Source organism: Streptomyces sp. NPDC005281, from assembly GCF_040607495.1.
GTDB lineage: Bacteria > Actinomycetota > Actinomycetes > Streptomycetales > Streptomycetaceae > Streptomyces.
The window spans coordinates 52,710-75,521 of record NZ_JBEXGX010000005.1; the positions used below are offsets into that span (position 1 = coordinate 52,710).

Annotated in this window: 21 protein-coding genes and 2 tRNA genes; 8 read left to right on the forward strand and 15 right to left on the reverse strand. The window is 71.0% G+C overall.

All coding sequences use genetic code 11. The features are described from left to right. Positions 1 to 69 precede the first annotated feature (69 nt). Positions 70 to 1,623, reverse strand: coding sequence for a M1 family metallopeptidase (locus ABZV42_RS09170; RefSeq protein WP_355984397.1), 1,554 nt, complete (start codon positions 1,621 to 1,623; stop codon positions 70 to 72). Positions 1,624 to 2,058: 435 nt separating this feature from the next. On the opposite strand from ABZV42_RS09170, the gene ABZV42_RS09175 reads away from it, so the two are divergent. The 6 genes from ABZV42_RS09175 to ABZV42_RS09200 all read left to right on the forward strand — a co-directional run bounded on the left by ABZV42_RS09175 (position 2,059) and on the right by ABZV42_RS09200 (position 8,685). Next, a complete protein-coding gene (locus tag ABZV42_RS09175; RefSeq protein ID WP_356051391.1) occupies positions 2,059 to 4,278 on the forward strand; it encodes an NADP-dependent isocitrate dehydrogenase in 2,220 nt (739 codons plus the stop codon). A 235-nt stretch (positions 4,279 to 4,513) separates the two neighbouring features. After that, on the forward strand, positions 4,514 to 5,377 hold the full coding sequence (locus ABZV42_RS09180) for a helix-turn-helix transcriptional regulator (protein ID WP_355984399.1): 864 nt from the start codon (positions 4,514 to 4,516) through the stop codon (positions 5,375 to 5,377). Then, the gene (locus tag ABZV42_RS09185; RefSeq protein ID WP_355984400.1) at positions 5,374 to 5,604 is read left to right on the forward strand and encodes a DUF397 domain-containing protein; all 231 of its coding nucleotides are present in this window, start codon (positions 5,374 to 5,376) and stop codon (positions 5,602 to 5,604) included. Before ABZV42_RS09180 ends, ABZV42_RS09185 begins: the two co-directional genes overlap by 4 nt. A gap of 58 nt (positions 5,605 to 5,662) precedes the next feature. After that, entirely contained in the window at positions 5,663 to 6,313 is a 651-nt protein-coding gene (locus tag ABZV42_RS09190; RefSeq protein ID WP_356051393.1) for a hypothetical protein, read from the forward strand. A 214-nt stretch (positions 6,314 to 6,527) separates the two neighbouring features. Beyond that, on the forward strand, positions 6,528 to 7,589 hold the full coding sequence (locus tag ABZV42_RS09195; protein ID WP_356051396.1) for a right-handed parallel beta-helix repeat-containing protein: 1,062 nt from the start codon (positions 6,528 to 6,530) through the stop codon (positions 7,587 to 7,589). Positions 7,590 to 7,656: 67 nt separating this feature from the next. Further along, positions 7,657 to 8,685: a methyltransferase gene (locus ABZV42_RS09200; protein WP_355984403.1), complete on the forward strand. Its 1,029-nt coding sequence runs from the start codon at positions 7,657 to 7,659 to the stop codon at positions 8,683 to 8,685. Positions 8,686 to 8,767: 82 nt separating this feature from the next. On the opposite strand, the gene ABZV42_RS09205 is transcribed toward ABZV42_RS09200, so the two are convergent. From ABZV42_RS09205 to ABZV42_RS09235, 7 genes are all read right to left on the reverse strand, one after another. After that, positions 8,768 to 9,100 (reverse strand): TcmI family type II polyketide cyclase, encoded by a 333-nt coding sequence (locus tag ABZV42_RS09205; RefSeq protein WP_355984404.1) that lies wholly within the window; start codon positions 9,098 to 9,100, stop codon positions 8,768 to 8,770. A 31-nt stretch (positions 9,101 to 9,131) separates the two neighbouring features. Continuing rightward, the gene (locus tag ABZV42_RS09210; RefSeq protein WP_355984405.1) at positions 9,132 to 9,611 is read right to left on the reverse strand and encodes an SRPBCC family protein; all 480 of its coding nucleotides are present in this window, start codon (positions 9,609 to 9,611) and stop codon (positions 9,132 to 9,134) included. A 1-nt stretch (position 9,612) separates the two neighbouring features. Further along, on the reverse strand, positions 9,613 to 9,873 hold the full coding sequence (locus tag ABZV42_RS09215; protein ID WP_355984406.1) for a phosphopantetheine-binding protein: 261 nt from the start codon (positions 9,871 to 9,873) through the stop codon (positions 9,613 to 9,615). A 29-nt stretch (positions 9,874 to 9,902) separates the two neighbouring features. Next, the gene (locus tag ABZV42_RS09220) at positions 9,903 to 11,150 is read right to left on the reverse strand and encodes a ketosynthase chain-length factor (protein ID WP_355984407.1); all 1,248 of its coding nucleotides are present in this window, start codon (positions 11,148 to 11,150) and stop codon (positions 9,903 to 9,905) included. Beyond that, on the reverse strand, positions 11,147 to 12,415 hold the full coding sequence (locus tag ABZV42_RS09225) for a beta-ketoacyl-[acyl-carrier-protein] synthase family protein (protein ID WP_355984408.1): 1,269 nt from the start codon (positions 12,413 to 12,415) through the stop codon (positions 11,147 to 11,149). The genes ABZV42_RS09220 and ABZV42_RS09225 overlap by 4 nt, the downstream gene beginning before the upstream one ends. Continuing rightward, the gene (locus tag ABZV42_RS09230; protein ID WP_355984409.1) at positions 12,412 to 12,894 is read right to left on the reverse strand and encodes a cupin domain-containing protein; all 483 of its coding nucleotides are present in this window, start codon (positions 12,892 to 12,894) and stop codon (positions 12,412 to 12,414) included. Before ABZV42_RS09230 ends, ABZV42_RS09225 begins: the two co-directional genes overlap by 4 nt. Before the next feature lie 66 nt (positions 12,895 to 12,960). Further along, complete coding sequence (locus ABZV42_RS09235; RefSeq protein ID WP_355984410.1) at positions 12,961 to 14,085, reverse strand: SchA/CurD-like domain-containing protein; 1,125 nt, start codon at positions 14,083 to 14,085, stop codon at positions 12,961 to 12,963. 234 nt (positions 14,086 to 14,319) lie between these two features. On the opposite strand from ABZV42_RS09235, the gene ABZV42_RS09240 reads away from it, so the two are divergent. Continuing rightward, positions 14,320 to 15,987: an FAD-dependent monooxygenase gene (locus ABZV42_RS09240; protein ID WP_356051399.1), complete on the forward strand. Its 1,668-nt coding sequence runs from the start codon at positions 14,320 to 14,322 to the stop codon at positions 15,985 to 15,987. Positions 15,988 to 16,106: 119 nt separating this feature from the next. Here ABZV42_RS09240 and ABZV42_RS09245 read toward each other — a convergent pair. The 5 genes from ABZV42_RS09245 to ABZV42_RS09265 all read right to left on the reverse strand — a co-directional run bounded on the left by ABZV42_RS09245 (position 16,107) and on the right by ABZV42_RS09265 (position 21,060). Next, positions 16,107 to 16,180 (reverse strand) — tRNA-Pro (locus ABZV42_RS09245). 146 nt (positions 16,181 to 16,326) lie between these two features. Beyond that, positions 16,327 to 17,094 carry an NPP1 family protein gene (locus ABZV42_RS09250; protein ID WP_355984412.1) on the reverse strand — a complete coding sequence of 256 codons (768 nt, stop codon included), beginning with the start codon at positions 17,092 to 17,094 and terminating at the stop codon, positions 16,327 to 16,329. Between the two features lie 264 nt (positions 17,095 to 17,358). Beyond that, positions 17,359 to 18,798 carry a hypothetical protein gene (locus tag ABZV42_RS09255; protein ID WP_356051613.1) on the reverse strand — a complete coding sequence of 480 codons (1,440 nt, stop codon included), beginning with the start codon at positions 18,796 to 18,798 and terminating at the stop codon, positions 17,359 to 17,361. A gap of 307 nt (positions 18,799 to 19,105) precedes the next feature. Continuing rightward, positions 19,106 to 20,200, reverse strand: coding sequence for a maleylacetate reductase (locus ABZV42_RS09260; protein WP_355984413.1), 1,095 nt, complete (start codon positions 20,198 to 20,200; stop codon positions 19,106 to 19,108). Beyond that, positions 20,197 to 21,060 (reverse strand): intradiol ring-cleavage dioxygenase, encoded by an 864-nt coding sequence (locus tag ABZV42_RS09265; protein ID WP_355984414.1) that lies wholly within the window; start codon positions 21,058 to 21,060, stop codon positions 20,197 to 20,199. The genes ABZV42_RS09260 and ABZV42_RS09265 overlap by 4 nt, the downstream gene beginning before the upstream one ends. A 243-nt stretch (positions 21,061 to 21,303) precedes the next feature. Between ABZV42_RS09265 and ABZV42_RS09270 the strand changes: the two genes are divergently transcribed. Further along, entirely contained in the window at positions 21,304 to 21,840 is a 537-nt protein-coding gene (locus ABZV42_RS09270) for an NUDIX hydrolase family protein (protein WP_355984415.1), read from the forward strand. 18 nt (positions 21,841 to 21,858) lie between these two features. On the opposite strand, the gene ABZV42_RS09275 is transcribed toward ABZV42_RS09270, so the two are convergent. Together ABZV42_RS09275 and ABZV42_RS09280 are read right to left on the reverse strand one after the other, a co-directional pair. After that, positions 21,859 to 22,578, reverse strand: a complete 720-nt coding sequence (locus tag ABZV42_RS09275) for a 2-phosphosulfolactate phosphatase (protein WP_355984416.1) — start codon at positions 22,576 to 22,578, stop codon at positions 21,859 to 21,861. A gap of 109 nt (positions 22,579 to 22,687) precedes the next feature. After that, positions 22,688 to 22,761, reverse strand: a tRNA-Pro gene (locus ABZV42_RS09280). Positions 22,762 to 22,812 lie beyond the last annotated feature (51 nt).

Below are 22,812 nucleotides of genomic sequence, written 5' to 3' on the forward strand. Positions count from 1 at the left end.
CGGGCCGGGACCGAGGCGGCCGGGGCCGGGCGGTGTGTTCCGCCCGGCCCCGGCCGCCTCGCCGCGCGGTCAGAGCGTGGCGGTCGAGTCCGGGTAGTGGCCGGGCGCGCGGTTGCGCGGGGCGACCAGGCTCGACACCACCGGGGTGACCGTCCAGTCCGGGTGGTTCGGCATGCGCGGTGTCCTCGTCCCGTACAGCCAGTCGTTCAGGAATCCGGCCTGGTCCTGCCCGGAGATCTCGGAGGCGACCGCGATGTAGTCCGCGGTGGTGGCCGCGCGGTTGCGGTGGCGCTCCAGGAAGGTGCGCTCGACGCGGTTGAAGACGTCCTCGCCGATGAGTTCGCGCAGTGCGTAGAGGACCAGGACACCGCCCAGGTAGCGCTGGTTGTCGAACAGGTTGACGGCGTTCGGCGCGGCGACCGGCCCGGAGGACTGACGCCACTGGTCGCCCTTGGCGTACGTGTCCTTCATCCGGGCTTCCATGGTGGTCAGGCCGAGCGAGTCCGGCCAGCCGCGCTCGTAGCGGTAGAGCAGCCCGTAGAAGTCGGCGTGGCCCTCGTTCAGCCACAGATCGGCCCAGTCGGCCGGGCTGACGCTGTTGCCGAACCAGGAGTGGACCAGCTCGTGCATCATGTGCGAGCCGATCTTCTTCTCCTCCTGGAGCAGGAAGTTCGGCTTGTAGAGCGTCAGGGTCTGGGTCTCCAGGCCCGTGAAGTCGAAGGCGTTCGGGTCGTCGGAGTTGCAGGGCAGCAGCCCGTACGTCTCGAACGGATAGGCGCCGAGCCGCTGCTCCAGCCAGTCGACGAGACCGGGAGTGAGAGCGAGCGCGGGTTCCAGCGCGGTGGCCCGTGCCGTCGGGACGACATCGCGCAGCCCCAGCCCGCCTGGCCCCTGCCGCTCCTTGACCGTGTAGTCGCCGACGGTGATCTGCACGAGCTCGGTGGCCATCGGGGAGGCCGAACGGTACGTGTACGCGGTCCGGTCCCCGTCCAGGTTCTCCGTGCGGATCAGCGAGCCGTTCGCGACACCGCGCAGGGTGTTCGGCACGGTGATGCGGAAGCTGAAGTCCGCCTTGTCCGCCGGGTGGTCGTTGCACGGGAAGACGGTGTGCGCGGCGTCCGGCTGGGGGCAGGTCGCGAAGCCGTCGGGGGTGGGGACCCAGGCGGTGTGCGCGAGCTTCCTGGCCGGGTCGGCGCCGTACTCGACGCAGACCGCGACGGCGCAGTGCTCCGGCAGGGTCCGCACCGGGGTGACCCGCAGCTTCTCGCCCACCTGCTCGAAGCCGGCCGCGACGGCGCCGACCCGCACCGCGCGGACATCCAGACCGAGCGCGTCGAGCGAGAAGCGGGACAGGTCCTGCGTCGCCCTGATCATCAGGATCGCCTTGGCGTCGACCAGACGGGTCGTGGCGTCGTACGAGAAGTCGAGGTGGTACGCCTCGACGCGGTAGCCGTCGTTGCCGAGGGCCGGGAAGACGGAGTCGCCCAGGGTCTCCGCGCCCGGGGTGCCCTCATCGGGCCGTGGGGTCAGGGGCCGCGCCGAGGCGGTCGGGGCGGCGGCGAGCGCGACGGCGGTACCGAGCAGCGCGGCCGCGGGGGCCGTCACTCTGGTGCGATATCTCATGGTTCGCTTTCGTTCGGGCGACGGAGTGCCGGGAGGTCCGCCGCAGGATGCAAGTGCGCGATCACTTCCTGTACTCCTGGGCGGGCGGCCCGGTTGCCTTCGAGGGGCACCGCCCGATTCACTCCGGCCCGCGCGTTCACAACGCGGGGCCGGGCGGAGGGCCGCGGGTACGCGTCCGGCGAGTGCGGGCCGGGCGGACGGCCGCGGGTACGCGTCAGGCGTGTGTGGGCCGGCGCGGACCGGCCCCGGGTACGCCCCCGGCGAGTGCGGGCCGGCGCGGAGGGCCCCGGGTACGCCTCCGGCGGGTCCGGGCCGGTGCGGACGGCGGATTTTCAGCGGGCCGGGTCCGACGCGGAGTGGACCCCTGTCGAGCCGGGGGCGCTCACGAGATATCTTGATGTCGAGCAATGTTGCAGACGTGGAGCGGAGCACCCGGTGACTGACTCGACCATCATTTACACGCACACTGACGAGGCCCCGGCCCTGGCGACGTATTCGTTCCTGCCGGTGGTCCAGGCGTACGCCTCTCAGGCGGGTGTCACTGTGGAGACCCGTGACATCTCGCTGGCCGGGCGCATCATCGCCCTCTTCCCGGAGTTCCTCCAGGAGGACCAGCGCATCGCGGACGCCCTGTCCGAGCTCGGTGAGCTGGCCAAGACGCCCGGCGCGAACATCATCAAGCTGCCGAACATCTCGGCGTCGATCCCCCAGCTGAAGGCTGCGGTCGCCGAGCTTCAGGCTCAGGGCTACGCGCTTCCGGACTACCCGGACGACCCGAAGTCGGACGAGGAGCGCGACATCCGCGCCCGTTACGACAAGGTCAAGGGCAGCGCCGTGAACCCGGTCCTGCGCGAGGGCAACTCCGACCGCCGCGCCCCCGCGTCGGTCAAGAACTACGCCAAGACCCACCCGCACCGCATGGGCAAGTGGTCGTCCGAGTCGAAGACGAACGTCGCCACCATGGGCGTCGACGACTTCCGCTCCACCGAGAAGTCCGCGGTGATCGCCGAGGCCGGCACGCTGCGCATCGAGCTGGTCGGCGACGACGGCTCCACCACCGTGCTGCGTGAGTCCGTACCCGTCCTCGCGGGCGAGGTCGTGGACGCGTCCGTGATGCACGTCGCGCCGCTGCGCGAGTTCCTGACCGCGCAGATCGCCCGCGCGAAGGCCGAGGACGTGCTGTTCTCGGTGCACCTCAAGGCCACGATGATGAAGGTCTCCGACCCGATCGTCTTCGGTCACGTGGTGCGCGCCTTCTTCCCGAAGACGTTCGCGCGCCACGGCGAGACGCTCGCCGCCGCCGGTCTGACCCCCAACGACGGTCTCGGCGGCATCTACAAGGGCCTGGAGGCCCTCGCCGACGGTGCCGAGATCAAGGCGTCCTTCGACGCCGAGCTCGCCGAGGGCCCGGCCCTCGCAATGGTCGACTCCGACAAGGGCATCACCAACCTGCACGTGCCGTCCGACGTCATCGTCGACGCCTCGATGCCGGCCATGATCCGCACCTCCGGCCGCATGTGGGGCCCGGACGGCCAGGAGGCCGACACCCTCGCGGTGCTGCCGGACTCCTCCTACTCGGGCGTCTACCAGGCCGTGATCGAGGACTGCCGCGCCAACGGCGCCTACGACCCCTCGACCATGGGCTCGGTCCCGAACGTCGGCCTCATGGCGCAGAAGGCCGAGGAGTACGGCAGCCACGACAAGACCTTCGAGATCCCGGTCACCGGCACGGTCCGCCTGGTCGACGCGGCCGGCATCGCGGTCCTGGAGCAGACGGTCTCCGCCGGCGACATCTTCCGCGCCTGCCAGACCAAGGACGCGCCGATCAGGGACTGGGTGAAGCTCGCCGTCACCCGCGCCCGCGCCAGCGGCGACCCGGCCGTGTTCTGGCTGGACGAGTCCCGCGCCCACGACGCCAACCTGATCGCCAAGGTCGAGGAGTACCTCGCGGAGCACGACACCGAGGGCCTGGACATCCGCGTCCTCGCCCCGGTCGAGGCCACCAAGCTGTCGGTGGAGCGCATCCGCCGCGGCGAGGACACCATCTCGGTGACCGGCAACGTGCTGCGCGACTACCTGACCGACCTGTTCCCGATCCTGGAGCTGGGCACCAGCGCCAAGATGCTGTCGGTCGTCCCGCTGATGGCAGGCGGCGGCCTCTTCGAGACGGGCGCCGGCGGCTCCGCGCCGAAGCACGTCCAGCAGCTGGTCAAGGAGAACTACCTGCGCTGGGACTCGCTGGGCGAGTTCTTCGCGCTGGTGCCGTCCCTCGAGCAGTTCGCGAAGACCACCGGCAACGCCCGCGCCCAGGTCCTCGCCGACACCCTCGACCGCGCCACGGCGACCTTCCTCAACGAGGACAAGTCCCCGACCCGCCGGGTCGGCGGCATCGACAACCGCGGCAGCCACTTCTTCCTGTCCCTGTACTGGGCGCAGGAGCTGGCCGGCCAGACCGACGACGCCGAACTCGCCAAGGCGTTCGCCCAGCTCGCCGAGACGCTGGCCGCGCAGGAGGAGACGATCGTCGGCGAGCTGAACGCGGTCCAGGGCAACGCGGCCGACATCGGCGGCTACTACCAGCCCGACCCCGCGAAGGCCGCGAAGATCATGCGCCCGTCCACCACCTGGAACGAGACGCTGGCGACACTCGCCTGACCCACCGCACCACCCCGCGGACACACCTCCGCACACACCGCCCCGGCCGGATCCTCCGACCGGGGCGGTTGTCGTCATGGCAGAGGCGCACGCCCCCGGCGCGACAGAGTGACTTCCTCCACGCAAGTGCGTCAGCCACCTGTCTCGAATCAAGTGAAGTGAATGACAAGGGAGTTGGAGTACGGGCACACTTGCGTGGAGCAATACACCACCACGTCCGGTGTGAGGAGGGGCCATGCCTCCAGTCGGTGGACCGACCGTCCGGCGCCGCCAGCTCGGTTCCGAGCTGCGTCGGCTGCGTGAGCACGCGGGCAAGAAGATCGAGGACGCCGCCGCGCATCTGGAGTGCTCGATGTCCAAGATCAGCCGGGTGGAGACCGGCCAGGCGCCCATCAAGGCACGAGACGTCCGGGACCTGCTGGAGTGGTACGGGGTCACGGACTCGGCGCAGACCGAGACGGTCATGCAGATCCACAGGGACGCACAGCAGCAGGGCTGGTGGGCACACTACGGAGAGGTCCTGCCCTCGGGCATGGCCACCTACGCGGGCCTGGAGTCCGACGCCCGCGCCCTGCGTTCCTACGAACCGACCTTCGTGCACGGCCTGTTGCAGACCGAGGACTACGCCCGGTCGGTGATCGCCGCGGCCAGGCCCAACGATCCCCACGAGGTCGACCAGTTGGTGAGCTTCCGCAAGGAGCGCCAGTCGCTGCTCACCCGGGAGCCCGAGCCCCTGGAACTGTGGGTGGTGCTGGAGGAGAGCGCGCTGCGGCGACCGGTCGGCGGGAGCGACGTCATGGCGGCGCAGCTCGCGTACCTGGCCGAGGCCACGGCGATGCCGAACGTCACGATCCAGATCATGCCGACCGCCAAGGGCGCGCACGCGGCACTGGCCGGGATGTTCTCGCTCCTGGAGTTCGAGCCCCGGACCCCGACCGTGGTCTACGTCAACTCCATCGCAGGAAACGTGTATCTGGAGAAGGAACGGGACGTCCGGACGTTCATCCAGACCTTCGACCTGGTGCGCGCGGCGGCTCCCGATCCGCAGGAGACGCGCTCGGTCCTGGAGACGATCGCAAGGGAGATGTACGGCACATGAGCGGGCACGACGGGCGGTTCGCCCGGCAGGTCGACCTGAGGGACGCCCACTGGCGCAAGAGCAGCCGCAGCTCCGGCAACGGAGCTTGCGTGGAAGTCGCCCTCGTCGGGAACGCCGTCGCCGTCCGGGACTCCAAAAGGACCCGCGGCCCGGCCCTAGTCTTCTCGGCGGCCGGCTGGACCGCGTTCCTCGACGGGGCCCGTCTCGGCCGTCAGGGCCGGGCCTGACCGTCCGTCGGCGCAGGACCGTCGGCGGGCCGGGGCGGTGAGAGAACAACCGGAACAGTTGCCGCACGTACGAATGGAGTACGACGCGCGGCCGGCCCCTCGGCGCGTCGGGCTGCCCGTGTACGACGTTCACCATCTCGCGCCCGTCGCGTCCGGCGCCTTCTACACCGCGAGCACCTTCTGGGCCGCGACGGGGGTCGGCGTCGCCGTCCTCACGGGCGCCGGCGCGATCTGGGCCGCACTGCGCGCCTCGCATCCCAGGTGGCGTCTGACCTACTCGACGGGCCATGATCCGCTGGTCGATCCGCTCGTCGGCGGACGGCTGGAGATCCGGCGCGACGGCACGCTGCTCGCCGACCCCCATCTGGTGCGGCTCGTGCTCGCCAACCCCGGCCGGCGCGACATCCCCAGCAGCGCCTTCGACCAGGGGCAGCCGTTCCAGGTCGACCTCGACGTGCCCTACCTGGAGATGGTGGGCACGGAGTCCGAGCCGAGCGCGGCGCAGCCTCCGCCGGCCTCGGTGGACGGCTCCCGGCTGAGCATCGGACCGGGGCGCATCGGCAGCGGCACGACCATCACGTATCTGCTCCTCGTCGACACCGCTCCCAACTGTCGCTGCACCCACTCCCTGCTCGACGTCAGGGTTACGGAGTTACCCGCCCCGCCCATCCGGCGTGCCCCGTGGCAGCTGCCGCTCGTCCGGCCGTGAACGCCGGGCCGGGGCGGACGCGCCCGCCGTGCGCGCGGTGCGGTGACGCCGGCCCGTGTTCCGCGGGCCCAGGTCGGTGACGGCGCCCCGGGCTGTCCCGGCGGCGCCCTCCCGTGCGTGCCCGTGGTGTCGTTCGGCGCGTCACGGTGACCGGAGCGGGCCACCTGGTGGAGCACCGGTGGCGGGCCGGAACGGCGGTTCATAGCTTCGGCCCATGACCAGACAAAAGATGGCATACCTCGCTTGCACCGCGGTCGTCGTGGCGTCGGGAGTGGGCGCCGCCCTGCCCGCCGACCACCCGTCGGTGCACCTGGTACGCCAAGGTGAATCCATCCAGAAGGCCGTGGACTCGGCGCGCGCGGGCGACACCGTCGTCGTCGCCCCCGGCACCTACCGCGAGAGCGTCACCATCACGGTGAAGGACCTGACGCTGAGGGGCGCGAGCGCCCGGTCCACCGTCATCGTGCCGAACACGGCCGCCACCGACGCCTGCGCCAAGGCGGGCAACGGCATCTGTGTGACCGGGACCGACAGCAAGCGCGTCAGCGGCGTCACCGTCGCCTCACTGACCGTCAAGGGCTTCTCCAAGCAGGGCCTGTGGGCGACCGGGACCGACGGACTGACGGTGCGCCGGGTGACCGCCGAGAAGAACGGACAGTGGGGTATCGCCGAGGAGCGGTCCGTGCGGACCCGGTTCGTCCGCAACGTCGCGAAGGACAACGGCGACGCCGGCGTGTTCCTCTCCAACACGGTCGCCACCGAAGAGGGAGCCCGCGACACCCGGGGCACGGTGGTCGCCCACAACCTGCTGAGCGGCAACCGGATCGGCATCACGGTACGACGGCTGCGGAACCTGACCATCGCCCGTAACGAGGCCACCGCCAACTGCACCGCGGTGTTCGTCGTGGGCGACGAGAACAAGCCGCGCGTCGGCGACCTGTCCGTCCGCGGGAACTACATCCACGCCAACAACAGGTCCTGCCCCAAGACCGCCCGGCTGCCCGCCCTCCAGGGCTCGGGGATCGTCCTCACCGGCGCGGAGGACACGCGGGTCACGCACAACCGGGTCGAGGACAACGTGGGCACGTCCCCGCTGTCGGGCGGCATCGTGCTGTTCAAGAGCTTCGTGGGCGCGCTCAGCGAGCGCAACGAGGTGCGCGACAACGTGGTCCTGCGCAACGGTCCCTCCGACATCGCCAACCGCGACACCGCAGGCAAGGGCAACACGTTCCGGGGCAACAGCTGCAAGGTCTCCGAGCCCACCGGCATGTGCTGAGTCCTCCCCGTACGGCACGACATCGGAAACGACGACATCAGAGCCGACATCAGAAACGAGGCATTGAATGACAACTGTCGAACAGAGTCCCCCGCCGTCCATGCAGCTGAGGGAACTCGTCTTCGGCGCGGCCCGCGCCGCCGCCGTACGCGCCGCGGCCCGGCTGGGTGTGGCGGACGCGCTGGACGACACGCCCATGAGCGCCGAGGAACTGGCCGCCGCGGTCAAGACCCGGCCGGGGACCCTGCGCCGGCTGCTGCGCGCCCTGTCCTGCCAGGGCGTCTTCACGGAGCGCCCCGACGGTACCTTCGCGCACACGCAGATGTCCCGGCTCCTGCGCGAGGACGACCCCAACAGCCTGCGCTACATCGCCCTGTGGTGCACCGAGCCGTGGACGTGGAACGTCTGGCCGAAGCTCGACGAGGCGGTCCGCACCGGCGGCAACGTCTTCGAGGACGTGTACGACAAGGAGTTCTTCCAGTACCTCAACGAGGACGCCCCCGAGTCGGCTCACGTCTTCAACCGGGCCATGACGACGTCCAGTTCGCAGTCGGCCAAGGACGTCGCCGACCTTCTCGACCTGCGGGGCGTGAAGGCGGTCGCCGACATCGGAGGCGGTCAGGGGCACGTGGTGGCCAGTCTGCTGGAGAAGCACCCCGGCATGCACGGCACCCTGCTCGACCTGCCGGGCGTGGTGGAGAACGCCGACCCTCGCCTGCGCGAGGGCGGGGCGCTGGCCGGCCGGGTGCGGATCGTGGCCGGGGACTGCCGTGAGGACATCCCGGTCCAGGCGGACGTCTACATCATCAAGAACATCCTGGAGTGGGACGACGAGAGCACCCGCAGGGCGCTCGCGAACGTCCGCAAGGCGGCCCGGCCCGGCGCCCGGGTCGTCGTCATCGAGAACCTCGTGGACGACACTCCGTCGATGAGGTTCACGACGGCCATGGACCTGCTGCTGCTCCTCAATGTCGGCGGGGCCAAGCACACCCGCCAGAGCATGGTCGACCGGCTCACCGCCGCGGGCCTGGTCATCGGCGAGATCCGCCCGGTGAACCCCTATCTGCACGCCTTCGAGTGCACCGTCCCCGGCTGACAGGCGGCGCACGGAGAAAAACCCGAGGCCGCCGGTTCCGCTTCGTCGCGGAGCCGGCGGCCTCGGGTTGTGTCACGGTGCCTCAGGAGGCGGTGTCCCGCTCCCAGCGGTAGAAGCAGTGCGCCATGGCGTCCTTGGGGCTCCGCCATGTCTTCGGGTCGTACGCGCTGACGTACGCCGACAGTTCCTCGCTGACGCTCCGGAACTCGGGGTGTCCGGCCACCTTCGCGATGGCGGGTCCCGGGTCCCGTTCCGATTCGATGAGGTGCATGTACACGTCGCCGAACTGGAAGAGGCTGCGCCGGCTGACCCCGATGAGGTGCGGGAGCTCACCGCGGTCGGAGGCGGCGAACACGTCGGAGATCGCCGGAGCCGAGTCGGGCGCCATGCGGGCGACGATCAGGGCGTGATGCATCGGGTGTCCTTTCCTGTGCCGGTTGCGGCGGTCAGCGGGGCATGGCGGCGGGGCTGCGGCGCTCGCGGGCGGCCTGCTCGATCCGGTCCCGGATGAGGGCCATCTGCGTGGCGGAGTTGCGGTTGATGTTGTCCGTCATCCAGGCGTCGTCGACCGGGGCGTCGGGCTTCATCGCGAAGTCCTGCACCCAGCGCATGTGCGTACCGGCCGGCGTCTCCTCGTACTCCCACCGGATGTTCATGTGCGCGAACGGCCCGGTCTCGACGCGGCGCGCCCGGACGGTCCGCCCGGGACGGTCGACGGTGCGCTGCGAGACCCAGCTCCACACCTTGCCGTTCTCGTCCGGGTGCATGGTGAGACGGAAGGTGGTCGTGTCGCCGTCCCGGGTCAGGACTTCGAGGGACGCGTACTCGCTGAAGAGCCGTGGCCAGTTCTCGATGTCGTTCGTGATGTCCCACACGAGGTCGAGCGGGGCATCGATGACGATGCTGTTCTCGGTGTGTCCGGCCACTTCAGGCTCCAGCCTTGAGGGTGTCGTTGACGAGGTCGAGGAACTCCCGCGGGGTCTTGCAGCGCTCCGCGTCGGGGGGCAGGGGCCGGCTGTACCGGTTCTCCAGTTCGCCGACGATGCCGAGCAGACCGAGCGAGTCGAGTCCGAGGGTGCCGAACGGCGCGTCGAAGGACTGCGCGAGTTCGTGGGGGTCGACGGTGATCCCGGCGGCCTTCTTCATGAGCGCGGCCAGTTCGTCGACGGTCACTTCGGTGGTGATCATGCGGTGGTTCTCCTCACGTGCGGCCCGGATCACCGGGCGCGGTCTCCACCTCGGCGCACGACCAGGGCCGCGTTGGACCCCATGAGTCCCCTGCTGAGGACGAGGGCGGTGCGCAGTTCGGCGGGGCGGGCGTTCGACGTCACCAGGTCCAGGTCGTGGCAGATGTCGAACACGTTGGGGGTGGGAGGGATCTGGCCGTGCTCCATCGCGAGGATCGCGGCCGCGGTGTCCAGCAGGGGTGCCCCGCAGTAGGCCCGTCCGATGCCGGTCTTGGGTGCGGTGACGGGTACCCGGGTGCCGTGCGCCCCCAGGGCGTCGGCGATGGCCAGGGCCTCGGCGCGGTCGGCGGCCGGGACGCCCAGCGCGTCGGCGAAGACGACGTCGATCTCCTCCGGGGCGCAGCCGGCCTCGGCGAGGGCGCCCCGGATCGCGTGGGCGAGCCCTTCCCGGGACCGCTCCCACTGCGAGGCTCCGGTGAACGTGGCCGCGTGTCCGGCCACGAGGGCGCGGACCTCGGCTCCCCGCTCGCGCGCACGCCGCTCGTCCTCGACGACGAGCATGGCGCCGCCTTCCGCGGGTACGAAGCCGCAGGCTCCCTCGGTGAAGGGGCGGTAGGCGCGACCGGGGTCCTCGACGGTACTGAGCTCGGGGTAGCCGAGCTGGCAGACCATCGAGTACGGGGCGAGCGGCGCCTCCGCGGCGCCGACGAGCATCGCGCCGGTGCCGCGCCGTACACCGCGGGCGGCGTGCGCGACGGCGTCCAGTCCCCCGGCCTCGTCGCTCGCGACGACTCCGCACGGCCCCTTGAATCCGCCGCGGATGGAGATCTGGCCGGTGCTGGCGGCGTAGAACCAGGCGATCGACTGGTACGGGCCGACGTATCTGGAGCCCTGGCCCCACAGTTTCTGGAGTTCGCGCTGGCCGAACTCGCCGCCGCCCGATCCGGCGGCGGTGACGACGCCGATGTCGTACGCGTCCTCGGGGGCGCCCGCTCCGAGGCCCGCGTCGTCGAGGGCGAGGACGGTCGCGGCCATCGCGAAGTGGCTGAAGCGGTCGGTCTGGACGAGGAAGCGCTCCTCGATGAGGTCCGCGGCGTCGAAGGCCCGCACCTCGCCGGCGACGCGCAGCGGCAGGTGTCCGCATCCCTCGCGGGTGATCCCGTCCAGGACGCTGAGGCCTTCCCTGACGGACTTCCAGTACGCGTCGGCGCGCAGTCCGTTGGGCGCGATGACACCGATGCCGGTGACGACCGCGTTCCGGGGACGCTGAGTGCTCATCGTGTCCTCCCAGCCGGCCCGGTCAGAAGCACCGCGGACTGGAATCCGCCGAACCCGCTGCCTACGGAGAGCACGTTCCTGAGCTTCCGCGGGCGTGCGGTGCGCGGCACGTAGTCCAGGTCGCACTCGGGGTCGGGGGTCTCGTAGTTCGCCGTGGGCGGCACCACCTGGTGCTTCAGCGCGAGGACGCAGGCGACGACCTCGATCGCGCCGATCGCGCCGAGCGAGTGGCCCACCATGGATTTGATGGAGCTCATCGGCGTCCGGTGGGCGTGCTGGCCCAGGGACCTCTTGACCGCGGCGGTCTCGTGCCGGTCGTTCTGCCGGGTGCCGGAGCCGTGCGCGTTGACGTAGTCGATGAGCGTGGGGTCGAGGCGTGCCTGGTCGAGCGTGCTGTCGATGGCCCGGGACATCTCCAGGCCCTCGCTGGTGAGACCGGTCATGTGGTAGGCGTTGCCGTAGGTGGCGTAGCCGCCGATCTCGCAGTAGATGTGCGCGCCGCGGGCCCTTGCGTGCTCGTACTCCTCCAGGACCAGTACGGCCGCGCCCTCGCCCATGACGAAGCCGTTGCGGTTGGCGTCGAAGGGCCTGGAGGCGTGCTCGGGGTCGTCGTTGTCGGGCGACGTGGCCTTGATGGCGTCGAAGCAGGCCATCGTGATGGGGGAGATCGGCGAGTCGGACGCCCCGGCTATGCAGACGTCGGCCCTGCCTTCCTCGATGGTGTGGAAGGCGTATCCGACCGCGTCGAGTCCGGAGGTGCATCCGGTGGAGACGGTCTGCACCGGTCCCTGCGCCCCGAACTGTTCGGCGACGACCGAGGCGAGGGTGCTGGGCGCGAACGCGAGGTGGAGTTTCGGGTCGGCCGCGCGGTGGTCCACGTCCCACCGCCGGCCCGACTCGCTGACCCGCACGTAGTCGTGTTCGAGACGGGTGGTGCCGCCGACGGCGCTGCCCAGGGAGACTCCGACGCGCCATGGGTCTTCCCGGCCCGTGTCGAGGCCGGAGTCGTGGACGGCCTCGTCGGCCGCGACCACGGCGAACTGGATGTACCGGTCGACGTGTTCGATCAGCTCCGGGTCCAGACCGTGCGCGAGCGGGTCGAAGTCGCATTCGGCGGCTATGCGCGAGCGCAGGCCCGCCGGGTCGAAGAGCGTTATGCCCCGGGTCGCGGTGCGGCCGCCTTCGAGGAGGTCCCAGAACGCCTTTGTCCCGGTGCCTCCAGGAGCGACCACACCGATGCCGGTGACGGCCACCCGCCGCGTCACTTTATGGCCCCGCTTCGCTCGGACGGCTGTCCGTGGTCCGGCGCGGACAGGTTGGGCACGGTGGTCATGAACTCGGGGCTCGGCACGGTGTCGTCGGTGGCCTCCGTGTCGACATGGCCGAGGCTGGGACGCGGGGCGAGCGGACCGAGGTGGAAGACCATGCGGGCCTCCTCGTGGCCGACGTTGCGGAAGCGGTGCCGCATGTCGATCGGGATCAGCAGGCCCTGGTCGGGCCTGAGCGTGAACGCCTCACCGTCCAGGTCCACTTCGAGGGCGCCGCTGACCACGTACACGAACTCCTCGGAGTACGGGTGGTAGTGCTCGGCGATGCGCTCGCCGGGCTGGATGACGGCCAGGCCCATGAAGCCGCTGGTGGAACCCACCGTGGCGGGTGTGAGAAGGGCCCGGATGTCTCCTCCGCGCCTACGGTTGGGTTCCGTCTCGCTCAGATCCACGATGCGTGGATGGTGCTGGGTCATGCTTCAACCTCCGGGTGTGGCGTGGACGCCGGATGGACGTCCGGGGACGGGGGCTGCGGCGCTCCGTCAGGAGTCCGCCGAGCTCCGGTCGGTGATGGGCAGCATGTCGGCGTGCGACAGGAGGCGGTTGATGTTGCGTTCCGTCCCCAGGGAGCCTTCGACGCCGATCGCCGCGCCGTCGAGGAGGCGCTCCAGTTCGGCGGCCTTCTTGGCGCCCTTGAGGCCGAGTGAGGCGACGGGGTCGAGGTCGAGGTCACCGGTGATGTCGATGAGCCGCACCACGATGTCGTCGCGCTGGAAGACGGTGCTGCTGTACACCGGGCTGTCCTTGGCGTCGGCCGCCGCCTCGTCCTGGTGGGCGAGCAGCCTGGCCAGTTCCATTCCGCAGCCCGGCCGGGCCGGGTAGAACAGCGCGTGCCTGGTCACCTTGGCGGGTTCCTCGCGTCCCGAGACCACGTGGTGGACGGCGGGGAGGGCCGCACGGGTGAAGAAGACCCGCGCGGAGTCGGGGTCGCTCAGGTCCCGGTCCTGCTCCAGGTAGGGGTTGATGGCCTCCTCGACCGCGCGGACCTCGGGCTGGCGCGAGACGTGGCGCAGTGCCGCGAGGAGGTCGCCCTCGACCTCCACGGCCCGCACGACCCGGTTGCCGTGCATGAAGAGCGAGGTGCGGCGCAGCCGGGTGGTGTCGTCCACCTGGGCCTGGGGCGACTGGTAGCCGGCCAGGATCTCCGCGACCTTCGACTCGGATCCGGGCCTGACGGTGAAGGTGAGGGCGTGGCGCGCGACGCCGTTGCCCACGCGGGCCTCGACCTGCCGGGCAGGCCTGGCCGCTTCGGGGGTGAGCGGCTCGGTGGGGCTGGTCTCGCGCAGGATGCTGTAGCGCATCGACCGGGTGTCCCGGACGCAGCTGTGCATGGGCCGGACGGTTTCGACGTGCTCCTCGCTGTTCACCCAGGCGAGGAAGGGCGGGGCGCTCTCCCACTCGCTGGTGATGAGCCACTGCGAGGGGTTCTCGATCGACTGGCAGAGCTGGTCACTGAGGTGACCGGGGACCGAGGCGACCTGGTTGCGCATGAGTTCGTACGCGTCGAGGAACTGCTGCTGGGCGCCTTCGTACAGGTCGAGCAGCAGGATCACCCGAAGCTTCGATCCGTCGAAGGCCGACTGCGCGATACGTCCCGAGTTGGACATTGCGGCACACCTCTCCTTTTCGTCACGGAAGTCCGGAACGACCGCGGTATCCGAAACGCCGGGGCCGCCATGAACTGATCGTTGCCGCGTGCCCGGGACTGCGCGAGCCCCGCGGGTCAGGCGAGTGAACCGCGCGCCATCCGGGTGCCCCTGCCGAGCGAACCGGCCCGCACCGGGCATGGAACCTGCACACCCATCCCTGACTCGCGTCCCAGGCGGCGCTGGAGGCAATCGATGAACGCATTCGAAGAGGCCGGCGAGAACGGTCTCCACACGCCCGTCCTCATCGTCGGCGGCTCACTGGTGGGCCTCTCGACCTCGCTGTTCCTGGGGCGTCTCGGGGTGCCGCACGTCCTGGTCGAACGCCACGCGGGCACGTCCAGGCACCCGCGCGGGCGGGGAAACAACGTGCGCACCATGGAGATCTTCCGGGTGGCCGGGGTGCAGCGGCGCATCGAGGACGCGGCGTCCGTCCTCGCGGACAACCACGGCATTCTCCAGACGCCGACGCTGGTGGGCGACGCAGGTGAATGGCTGTTCAAGGAGATCGACCCCGGCGGCGGGCTGGCCCGCTTCAGCCCGGGGGCGTGGTGCCTGTGCAGCCAGAACGACCTCGAACCGGTGCTGCTGGCGAACGCCCGGGAGCTGGGCGGCGACCTTCGGTTCTCGACGGAACTGATGTCGTTCGAGCAGGACTCCGACGGGGTGACGGCGAAGGTCAAGAGCCGGGAGACCGGCGAGCACACGACGATCCGCGCGGACTACCTCGTCGCGGCGGACGGTCCGCGCAGCCCCATCCGCGACACGCTCCGCATCGGCCGGACCGGTCCTGGCGACCTGTTCCACAACGTGAGCCTCACGTTCACCTCGCGGGGCCTCGCGGAGGTCGTCGGTGACCGCCGGTTCATCGTCTGCTATCTGACCGACCCGGCGGCCGACGGGGCTCTGCTGCCCGTCGACAACAAGGAGCACTGGGTCTTCCACGCTCCCTGGCACCCCGAACACGGGGAAACGCTCGAGGAGTTCACCGACGAGCGGTGCGTGGAGCACATCCGGCGGGCCGTCGGCGTGCCGGATCTCGACGTGGAGATCACCGGCCGGGCGGCCTGGCACGCGGCCGAGCGGGTCGCCGAACGGTACGCGCAGGGGCGGGTGTTCCTGGCCGGCGACTCGGCCCACGAGATGTCCCCGACGGGGGCGTTCGGCTCCAACACCGGTATCCAGGACGCCCACAACCTCGCCTGGAAGCTGTCCGCCGTGCTGGCCGGCTGGGCCGGGCCCGGACTGCTGAAGTCGTACGACGCCGAGCGCCGGCCGGTCGCGGAGGCGACGAGCGCGCGTGCCTCGTCGCGTTCGGTCGAGCACAGCCACCCCGGGTACACCCCGGAGCCGGGAGCGGGTGGCCAGGGCGGCCCCGGCGGCAGGAAGGGCGGGATCCTCAATGTGGCGCTCGCCTACCGCTACCCGCGGGGCGCGGTCATCGGCGCCGACGCGGCCGCTCCGGTCGTGCCCGACGGCGTACGGCTGACGGGCGAGCCGGGAAGCCGGGCGCCGCACCTGTGGCTGACCCGCGCCGGTGCCCGGATCTCCACCCTCGACCTGTACGAGCGTTCCATGGTGCTGCTGAGCTCGGCGGACGGCGCCGACGCCTGGCACGCGGCGGCGAAGGACACGGCCCGGCAGCTGTCGGTCCCGCTCGACTCGTACCGGATCGGCGCAGGACCCGAGGCGGATCTGGTGCCCGCGGGTGACACGGACTGGGCGCAGGTCCACGGTGTGACCGCGGAAGGGGCGGTGCTGGTGCGCCCCGACGGCTTCGTCGCCTGGCGGTCCGAGGGGCCGTCCAAGGACCCCCGCACGACACTGAGGAAGGCCCTGGTCGCCCTGCTGGACCAGGCCTGATCAGCCCTTCGCGGGCGGCCGGCGGACAGCGCCGGCCGGGCCCCGCACCCGCGGTGGACGCGGAAAAGCCGGAGGCCGTATCGGAATTCCGATACGGCCTCCGGCCACGACTTCAACAGTCGGGACGACAGGATTTGAACCTGCGACCCCTTGACCCCCAGTCAAGTGCGCTACCAAGCTGCGCCACGTCCCGATGCGTCTCGCACACGGTTGCCCGTGTGTTCGCGCATCCGAACCTTACCGCACGTCGGTGGACGTCCGCGCACACACGGTCATCGTCGCAGCGCAGCCGGGGTCGGCGCCGGGCGCGGCGGAGCGGCCGGCCTCCCCGGGGGCGGATCAGGCGTTGGGGTCGAAGGCGATGCCTGCGGGCTTCGCCTTCGCCAGGTGGGAGCTGAAGCTGTCGTCCCTGAGGCCGAAGTGGGCACTGCCGAAGTCGTACGAGGTCAACTTGTCGCGCAGTCCGGCGGGGTAGCCGTTCCAGCCGACCAGTGTCGGGAACTGCCAGGTGTGGTAGCTGTTCTCCGGCGGTTCGTCGTTGGTGTTCGCGGGCCGGAAGCAGTGGGTGCCGATGCCGTCCTTGTGGTAGACGACCTTGGGGTGCGTCCCGTCCCAGCGGATCCGGTCCCGGGCGTAGATGTTGAAGTTGCCGTGGGCCGACGTGGAGACGTACTTGGCCTCGTTGTCCTGGACCCACACGACGACGTGCTCCCAGTCGTTGCGGTGCCCGCCGAGGCCGCTGCCGACGACGGCCTGGTCCTTCTCCATGTAGAGGCCGTAGATGATGGCGCACCAGCCGTTGTTGCACTTCTCGCGGGAGTAGCCGTTGGTGTTGTCGAGGTCCCAGGGGTCGTGACAGTGGCCGTTCAGCGCCCCGGAGGGCTTGAGGCCGGGGTTGACGGTCCCGTCGGGGCCGATGGCGGGCGTCGGGTAGCAGCCGTCGGTGTCGTAGTCGAAGGCCGGCTGGAACGTGCTCTCCAGCGCGTCCGCGTTCCCGGGCAGGGCCGTGGGCGGGTCGGCGAGGGCGTTGCCCGGGAAGGCGACGACCAGCGCGACGGCGCTGCCGAGGACGAGCGAGACCTTGCGGGTCCGCGAGCTTCTTCTCACTGCTTCCTCCAGATCGACCGCGGCGTGGGGGCAGGGCAGACCAGGCGGTCATCTTGGCATGCCCAGGTCAGCCTCCCCGGCGTGCCTGGAAAGCACCAGAGGTCGCGGGTCTCGGTGCGATGAAGGATCTCCCAACGGGTGTCTGCGAAAGAGCCGTTGAGGGCATTCGGGTTTCACCGTGGCCCAACTCCCATGCCCATCAGCGTGGTTACTGGTGAGCACGGGAGATGCAGGCCTCAGGCGGGCGTCGGACGCGTCCGGGACCTACCCATGGCCGTCGGCGAGCTTCCACTCCCGGTGCAACACACCCAGGGGAATGACACGCTGGAACACGGGAGTACCGAAGACGGACAACTGCATCCGCAGGGTTCCGGTCAGGTCGACACCGCCGTAGAGAGCCCAGTCACCCGTCGCGGCGACGTCCGTCTTCGCCGTGGACCCAGTCGTGGTCGCGGCCTCGGCCGAGCCCGCGGCCTCGCCCCGCAGATACGGGGCCAGGTCGGCGGTGACACCGACGGCACCGTAGAGGCCGACGGTGGCCTCGGCGCCAAGGGCCGCCTTCACCCGTCCCGCCGCGGTGACGGAGGTACGCACCGGACTGCTCGTCATGTGCGACTCGTCGACCGGCGTCCACCCCTGGGCAGGACCGAAGGTGCCGCCGGCCTTGAAGTCACCCTTGAGATGCTGCTCGACGTCGACCGTGACGGTTCCGTCGGCGCCGATCTGGAAGTAGCAGGTCAGATCGAGGTTCACCACGACGGGGATCGGGCCGACCTGGAGAACGGGGTCGGCGTGCAGCTTGGCGAACGGCACCCGCTGCGGCTGCGCGGAGGCGGCGGCACGCCCCTTCACCGCCCACTGCGCGTCCCAGTCGCCGGAGACACCGAGGTAGGCGGCTCCGGGCCCGGAGCGGGCCACGTCACCGCCGTAGGAGAAGTCGACATCGGGTGCGACCTGCACGAACCCGGACACGGATGCCGCGGCCGACGCCGGTGCCCCCGGCGCCGTCGCCACCTTCGCGCCGACATCGATCCGCAGGCTGCCGAGCGGAACCTTCGCACCCTCGGGGCCGACGTGGACGTCTCCGGACCCTGCCCAGGACACCTGCACGTCCGGCAGCAGTTTCTCGACGTCGAAGGACGCCGGGTCGACGGGGACGGAGCCCTTGGCGTCGTCGTCACCGAGGAGGGCGTCCAGGGTCGTCGGGGCGGTCTGCACCTCGGTGCCGTCACCGCTCTCGCCGATCACCTCGGTCACCTTCGCCAGAAGACCGTCGGGGGCACCGGGCGCGGGAGCGCTGGCGATGACATCGCCCACGGTGGTGCCGTGCGGTTTCGCCGTGCTCCCGGCGGACGGGGAAGGGAACGGGGATTCAGTGACCCTGACGCCTGAACCACTCTTCCCCACAGGCGATATGACGGCTCGTCGGGTCTTGCTGTCGTACGACGTCACCTTGAGCGCGGCACGGTGCGCCCGGCCGCCCGGCGCGCCCGGACGGGCCACGGCGGTCGAGGTGGCCGCCGCCTCGGGGGCCGCGGCGACGGCGAGCGGCTGCCCGGCCTCCGCGGAGGAGGAGGCCGCGGCCGGCCGGGCGTGGTCGGCCCGGGAGGACGGTTCCGCGGAGCTCGCGGAGCAGCCGGCGGCGAGAAAGAGGGCGGATGCGGCGAGCGCGGGCACGACGGCCCGCGAGGGCCGCTTGCGGATACGCAAGGTCAGTCCTTGAGGAGGGTGGGGGGTGGCTGAGGATTACCGACGGGTAACCAGAGGTGAGAGTGTCATGAACCCGTGAAACCCCGCGGCGCGTTTCAGCGCCCGTCAGGGTGATGTGCGCCACCCCTGTCCGGAACGACCCGAAGAGTCGTCGACCGCTCAACCAACGTGTACCGCAATGCATATGACACAGCGTCAGCAAAAACGGAGACGAGACGGATCGACGGCCCCCGGCCCGGCCCCTACGCGCGGCGGAACCAGCCCGCCGGCTCCCGGAACGGCGGAAGCGCCCCCGCCGCCCCTAAGGAGTCTCGCTCCGCGGCTCCCAGCCCTCGTACGCGGCAGTCAGCAGCCCGAGCACGCCGTTCGCCGTGACCTCACGGGGGTTGGGGTAGGACTCGGCGGCGACCATCGTGGCCGCTCGCGCCAAGTCGGCTTCCTTCAGGCCGAGTTCGGCCAGGGTACGGGGAGCACCGAGGCTTCCCGCGAGCTCCTTGAGGGCGCGGGGGACGTCGTCGGTGTCCATGGCCCGCGCCAGTACGGCGATCGCCTGCGGAGCGGCGGCCGCGTTGTGGGCGAGGGTGTACGGGAGGAGCACGGTGTGGGTCTCGGCGTGCGGCAGACCGAAGGTGCCGCCGAGGACATGGCACAGCTTGTGGTGCAGGCCCATGGTCGTCGCGCCGAGGCAGGAACCGCAGAGCCAGGCGCCGTAGAGGGCCCGGCCGCGCGCCTGCGGATCGCCGGGGTCCGCGGCCACGCCGGGAAGCGCGCCCGCCATCGCCCGGACGCCCTCCTCCGCCATCAGGGAGACCAGCGGGGAGGCGTCGGGTGCGTACAGCGCCTCGACCGCGTGCGCGAGTGCGTTGACACCGCTGGTCACCGAGAGCGGTACCGGGAGGCCGAGGGTGAGGTCGGGGTCGTAGACGACGCAGCGCGGCTGTACGGAGGTGTCGCGTCCGGTGCGTTTGACGCCCTGCTCGGTCAGGCCCCAGACGGAGGTCATCTCGGAGCCGGAGTAGGTGGAGGGCACGGCGATCAGCGGCAGACCGGTGCGCAGCGCGATCGCCTTGCCGAGGCCGATCGCGGATCCGCCGCCGACGGCGACACACCCGTCGGCACCCGCCGCCCGCGCCACCTCGACGGCCTCGTCGGCGACTTCGGCGGGGACATGCATCCGGGCACCGGTGTGGACCCCCACGCAGCTGTCGCCGAGCGAGTCCGCCACCGCTCGCGCGGCCTCCTCGCCCCGGTTCCCGCACACCACGAGCACCCGGTGCAGCCCGAGCCGCGCGACCTCCCCGGGCGTAGCGGTCACCGAGGCGCCGGGCCGGAAGACGACCCGGACGGGCCGGGTCTCGTAGGCGAAGTCGAGCGGGGTGGTCGGCGGGGTGGTCATTTCGGCTCCAGCACGAGGTCGAAGCGGGCGTGCCGGAAGGGGTTCGCGACGCCGAACTCCCTTGCCGGCGAGGGGTCGTCGGTCTCGGTGAAGTCCTGGACGAGGCTGCTCTTCACGGCGAAGACGGCGTCGGAGTCCAGGTAGGGGCTGCCCGCCACGAAGATGTGCGTCGTGACGGTGGCGTGGCCCTCGGCCGAGGCGATGAAGTGGATGTGGGCGGGGCGCCAGGGGTGGCGGCCGGTGGCCCCGAGCAGGGCGCCGACCGGGCCGTCGACGGGGATCGGGTACGGGCTCGGTACACAGGTGCGGAACCGGAAGCGGCCCTCGGCGTCCGCGGTGAAGAGGCCGCGGCAGTGGCCGGGCGGGCGGACGTCGGGCCGCTGGACGTCGTAGAAGCCCTCGCCGTCCGCCTGCCACACGTCGAGGACCGCGCCGGGCAGCGGGGTGCCGTCCCGGGACAGCACCCGGCCGCTGACCACGCACGGCTCGCCGGCGCCCACCAGGTCGATGTTCGCGCCGAGTTCCCGTACGGGTGACTCCGTCAGGTGGAACGGCCCGAGGACCGTCGACTCGGTCGCGCCCGGGTCGTCGTGGCCGTTCAGGGTCTCCACCAGCATGGACACGCCGAGCACGTCCGACAGCAGGATGAACTCCTGCCGGGTGTCCGTGCACATCTGCCCGGTCGCCGTGAGAAAAGCTATGGCGCTCTCCCACTCCCCCATGGTCGGCCGGGTCTCGCGGACGAAGGCGTGCAGGTGGCGGGTGAGCGCGCCCAGCAGCTCACGCAGCCTCGGATCGGCCGTGCCCGCGAAACTCTCGACGACGGCGTCGGTGATCTCCGTGGTGAAATCCATGGCCATGCCGCTCCCGTGGTTCCGCCGGCCGCGCTGCCGGGCGTGCACCAGGCTACGAGGCCTCGGGGCCGCACGGCCGCCGGCCGGCGAACCTCCCGCGCCGTGTCCGTGCCCCCCGCGCCGGGTCTGTGCCGGGCGGGCCGAAACATCGCGGCCGGCGCCGAAGAACACACAATGACCCTTTTCGTGGGGCATCGTTGACCTGGAGCATCACACCCGCACCGGACGCACGGAAAGTATGATCAAGCAATGTCTGACTTGACCGAAACCACGCCCGGCTGGCTGTCCCGTGACGAACTGGAATCGGCCCGCTCCCGTATGCCGATCCTGTACGTCGAGGCCGTACCGGTGCGCGTCGACGACAACGGCGAAGTCACCCACATCGGGCTCCTGCTCCGTATCGGTCCGGACGGGACCGTCAGCCGCACCCTCGTCTCCGGCCGGGTGCTGCACCACGAGCGGGTCCGCGACGCTCTGCTGCGCCATCTGGAGAAGGACCTCGGCCCGGTGGCCCTCCCCCGGATCCCCGCCTCGCTCCAGCCCTTCACCGTCGCCGAGTACTTCCCGACGCTGGGGGTGACGCCCTTCCACGACCCGCGCCAGCACGCCGTGTCCCTGGCGTACATCGTGCCGGTGACCGGCGACTGCCGCCCCCGGCAGGACGCCCTCGACCTGGTCTGGTTCAGTCCGGAGGAGGCCTTGTCCCCCGTGGTCACGGACGACATGCCGGGCGGTCACGGCGTTCTGCTGCGGCAGGCACTGGCGTACGTCGGACGGATCGCCTGACCGGCGGGCCGGAACCGGTCAGATCCGCGCGTCGCCGGCCGGCCGGGGCACGGCGGCCGGGCGCAGGACCATGAGCGAGTCCTCCGAGGCCGCCACCATGGCGAAGGGGAAACGGTCGAGCTCGAGACAGAGTGCGACGTCGTCGGGGTGAACTCCTTGACGCACTCCCGTCGCCAGCTCGGTGGCGGCGCGGGACTCGGCGGCGCGGCGGAGGAACTCGGCCGCGTCCGCCCCGGTCTCGCCACCGGGCCCGGCCCCGGTGGCCCTCCGGGAGATGTACTGAGCGCACGCCAGGTCCTCGTCGGCGCGTCCGTCCTCGCCGGTGACCACGAACGTGACGCTGTCGCACGCGCGGGCCCGCAGGAGCCGGGCCGTCGCCTCCGCCACCACGAAACCGGCGCACAGCACCAGCGAGGCGTCCTTGACCGCGAGGGCGCCGACCGTCCCCGCCGTGGTCTTCTGCACGACGGTCCGTCCGCCGAGGTCGAGGGACCGCAGCAGGCCCGGCGAGTTGACGGTGTCGAAGCCGGGAGCGGGCGGACCGTCCTTGAGCGCCACCCAGTCCGGGTGGCGGGCCTTGAGCGCCAGGACCTCGTCCAGCGACGCGGCGAGGACGATCTTCTCCGCGCCCTGGGCGAAGGCCCAGGCCGCCACGGTGAACGCACGCATGACGTCGACCACGACCGCCACGGACGGGGTTTCGACCAGCTCGGCGATACCGGAGAAGCGAGCGTCCATCCGGTCATGATCACGCACGCCCCGGCCGAAGCGCCGGAACAGTGACCCGCATCACAACCGAAAGGCCGTTCCCGCGTCTGCGGAAACGGCCTGCGACCTGCGTTGCAAGTCGGGACGACAGGATTTGAACCTGCGACCCCTTGACCCCCAGTCAAGTGCGCTACCAAGCTGCGCCACGTCCCGGTGCCTTCACCCGCGGTGCTCCGCGTGATCGTGCGAACAGAACTTTACCCC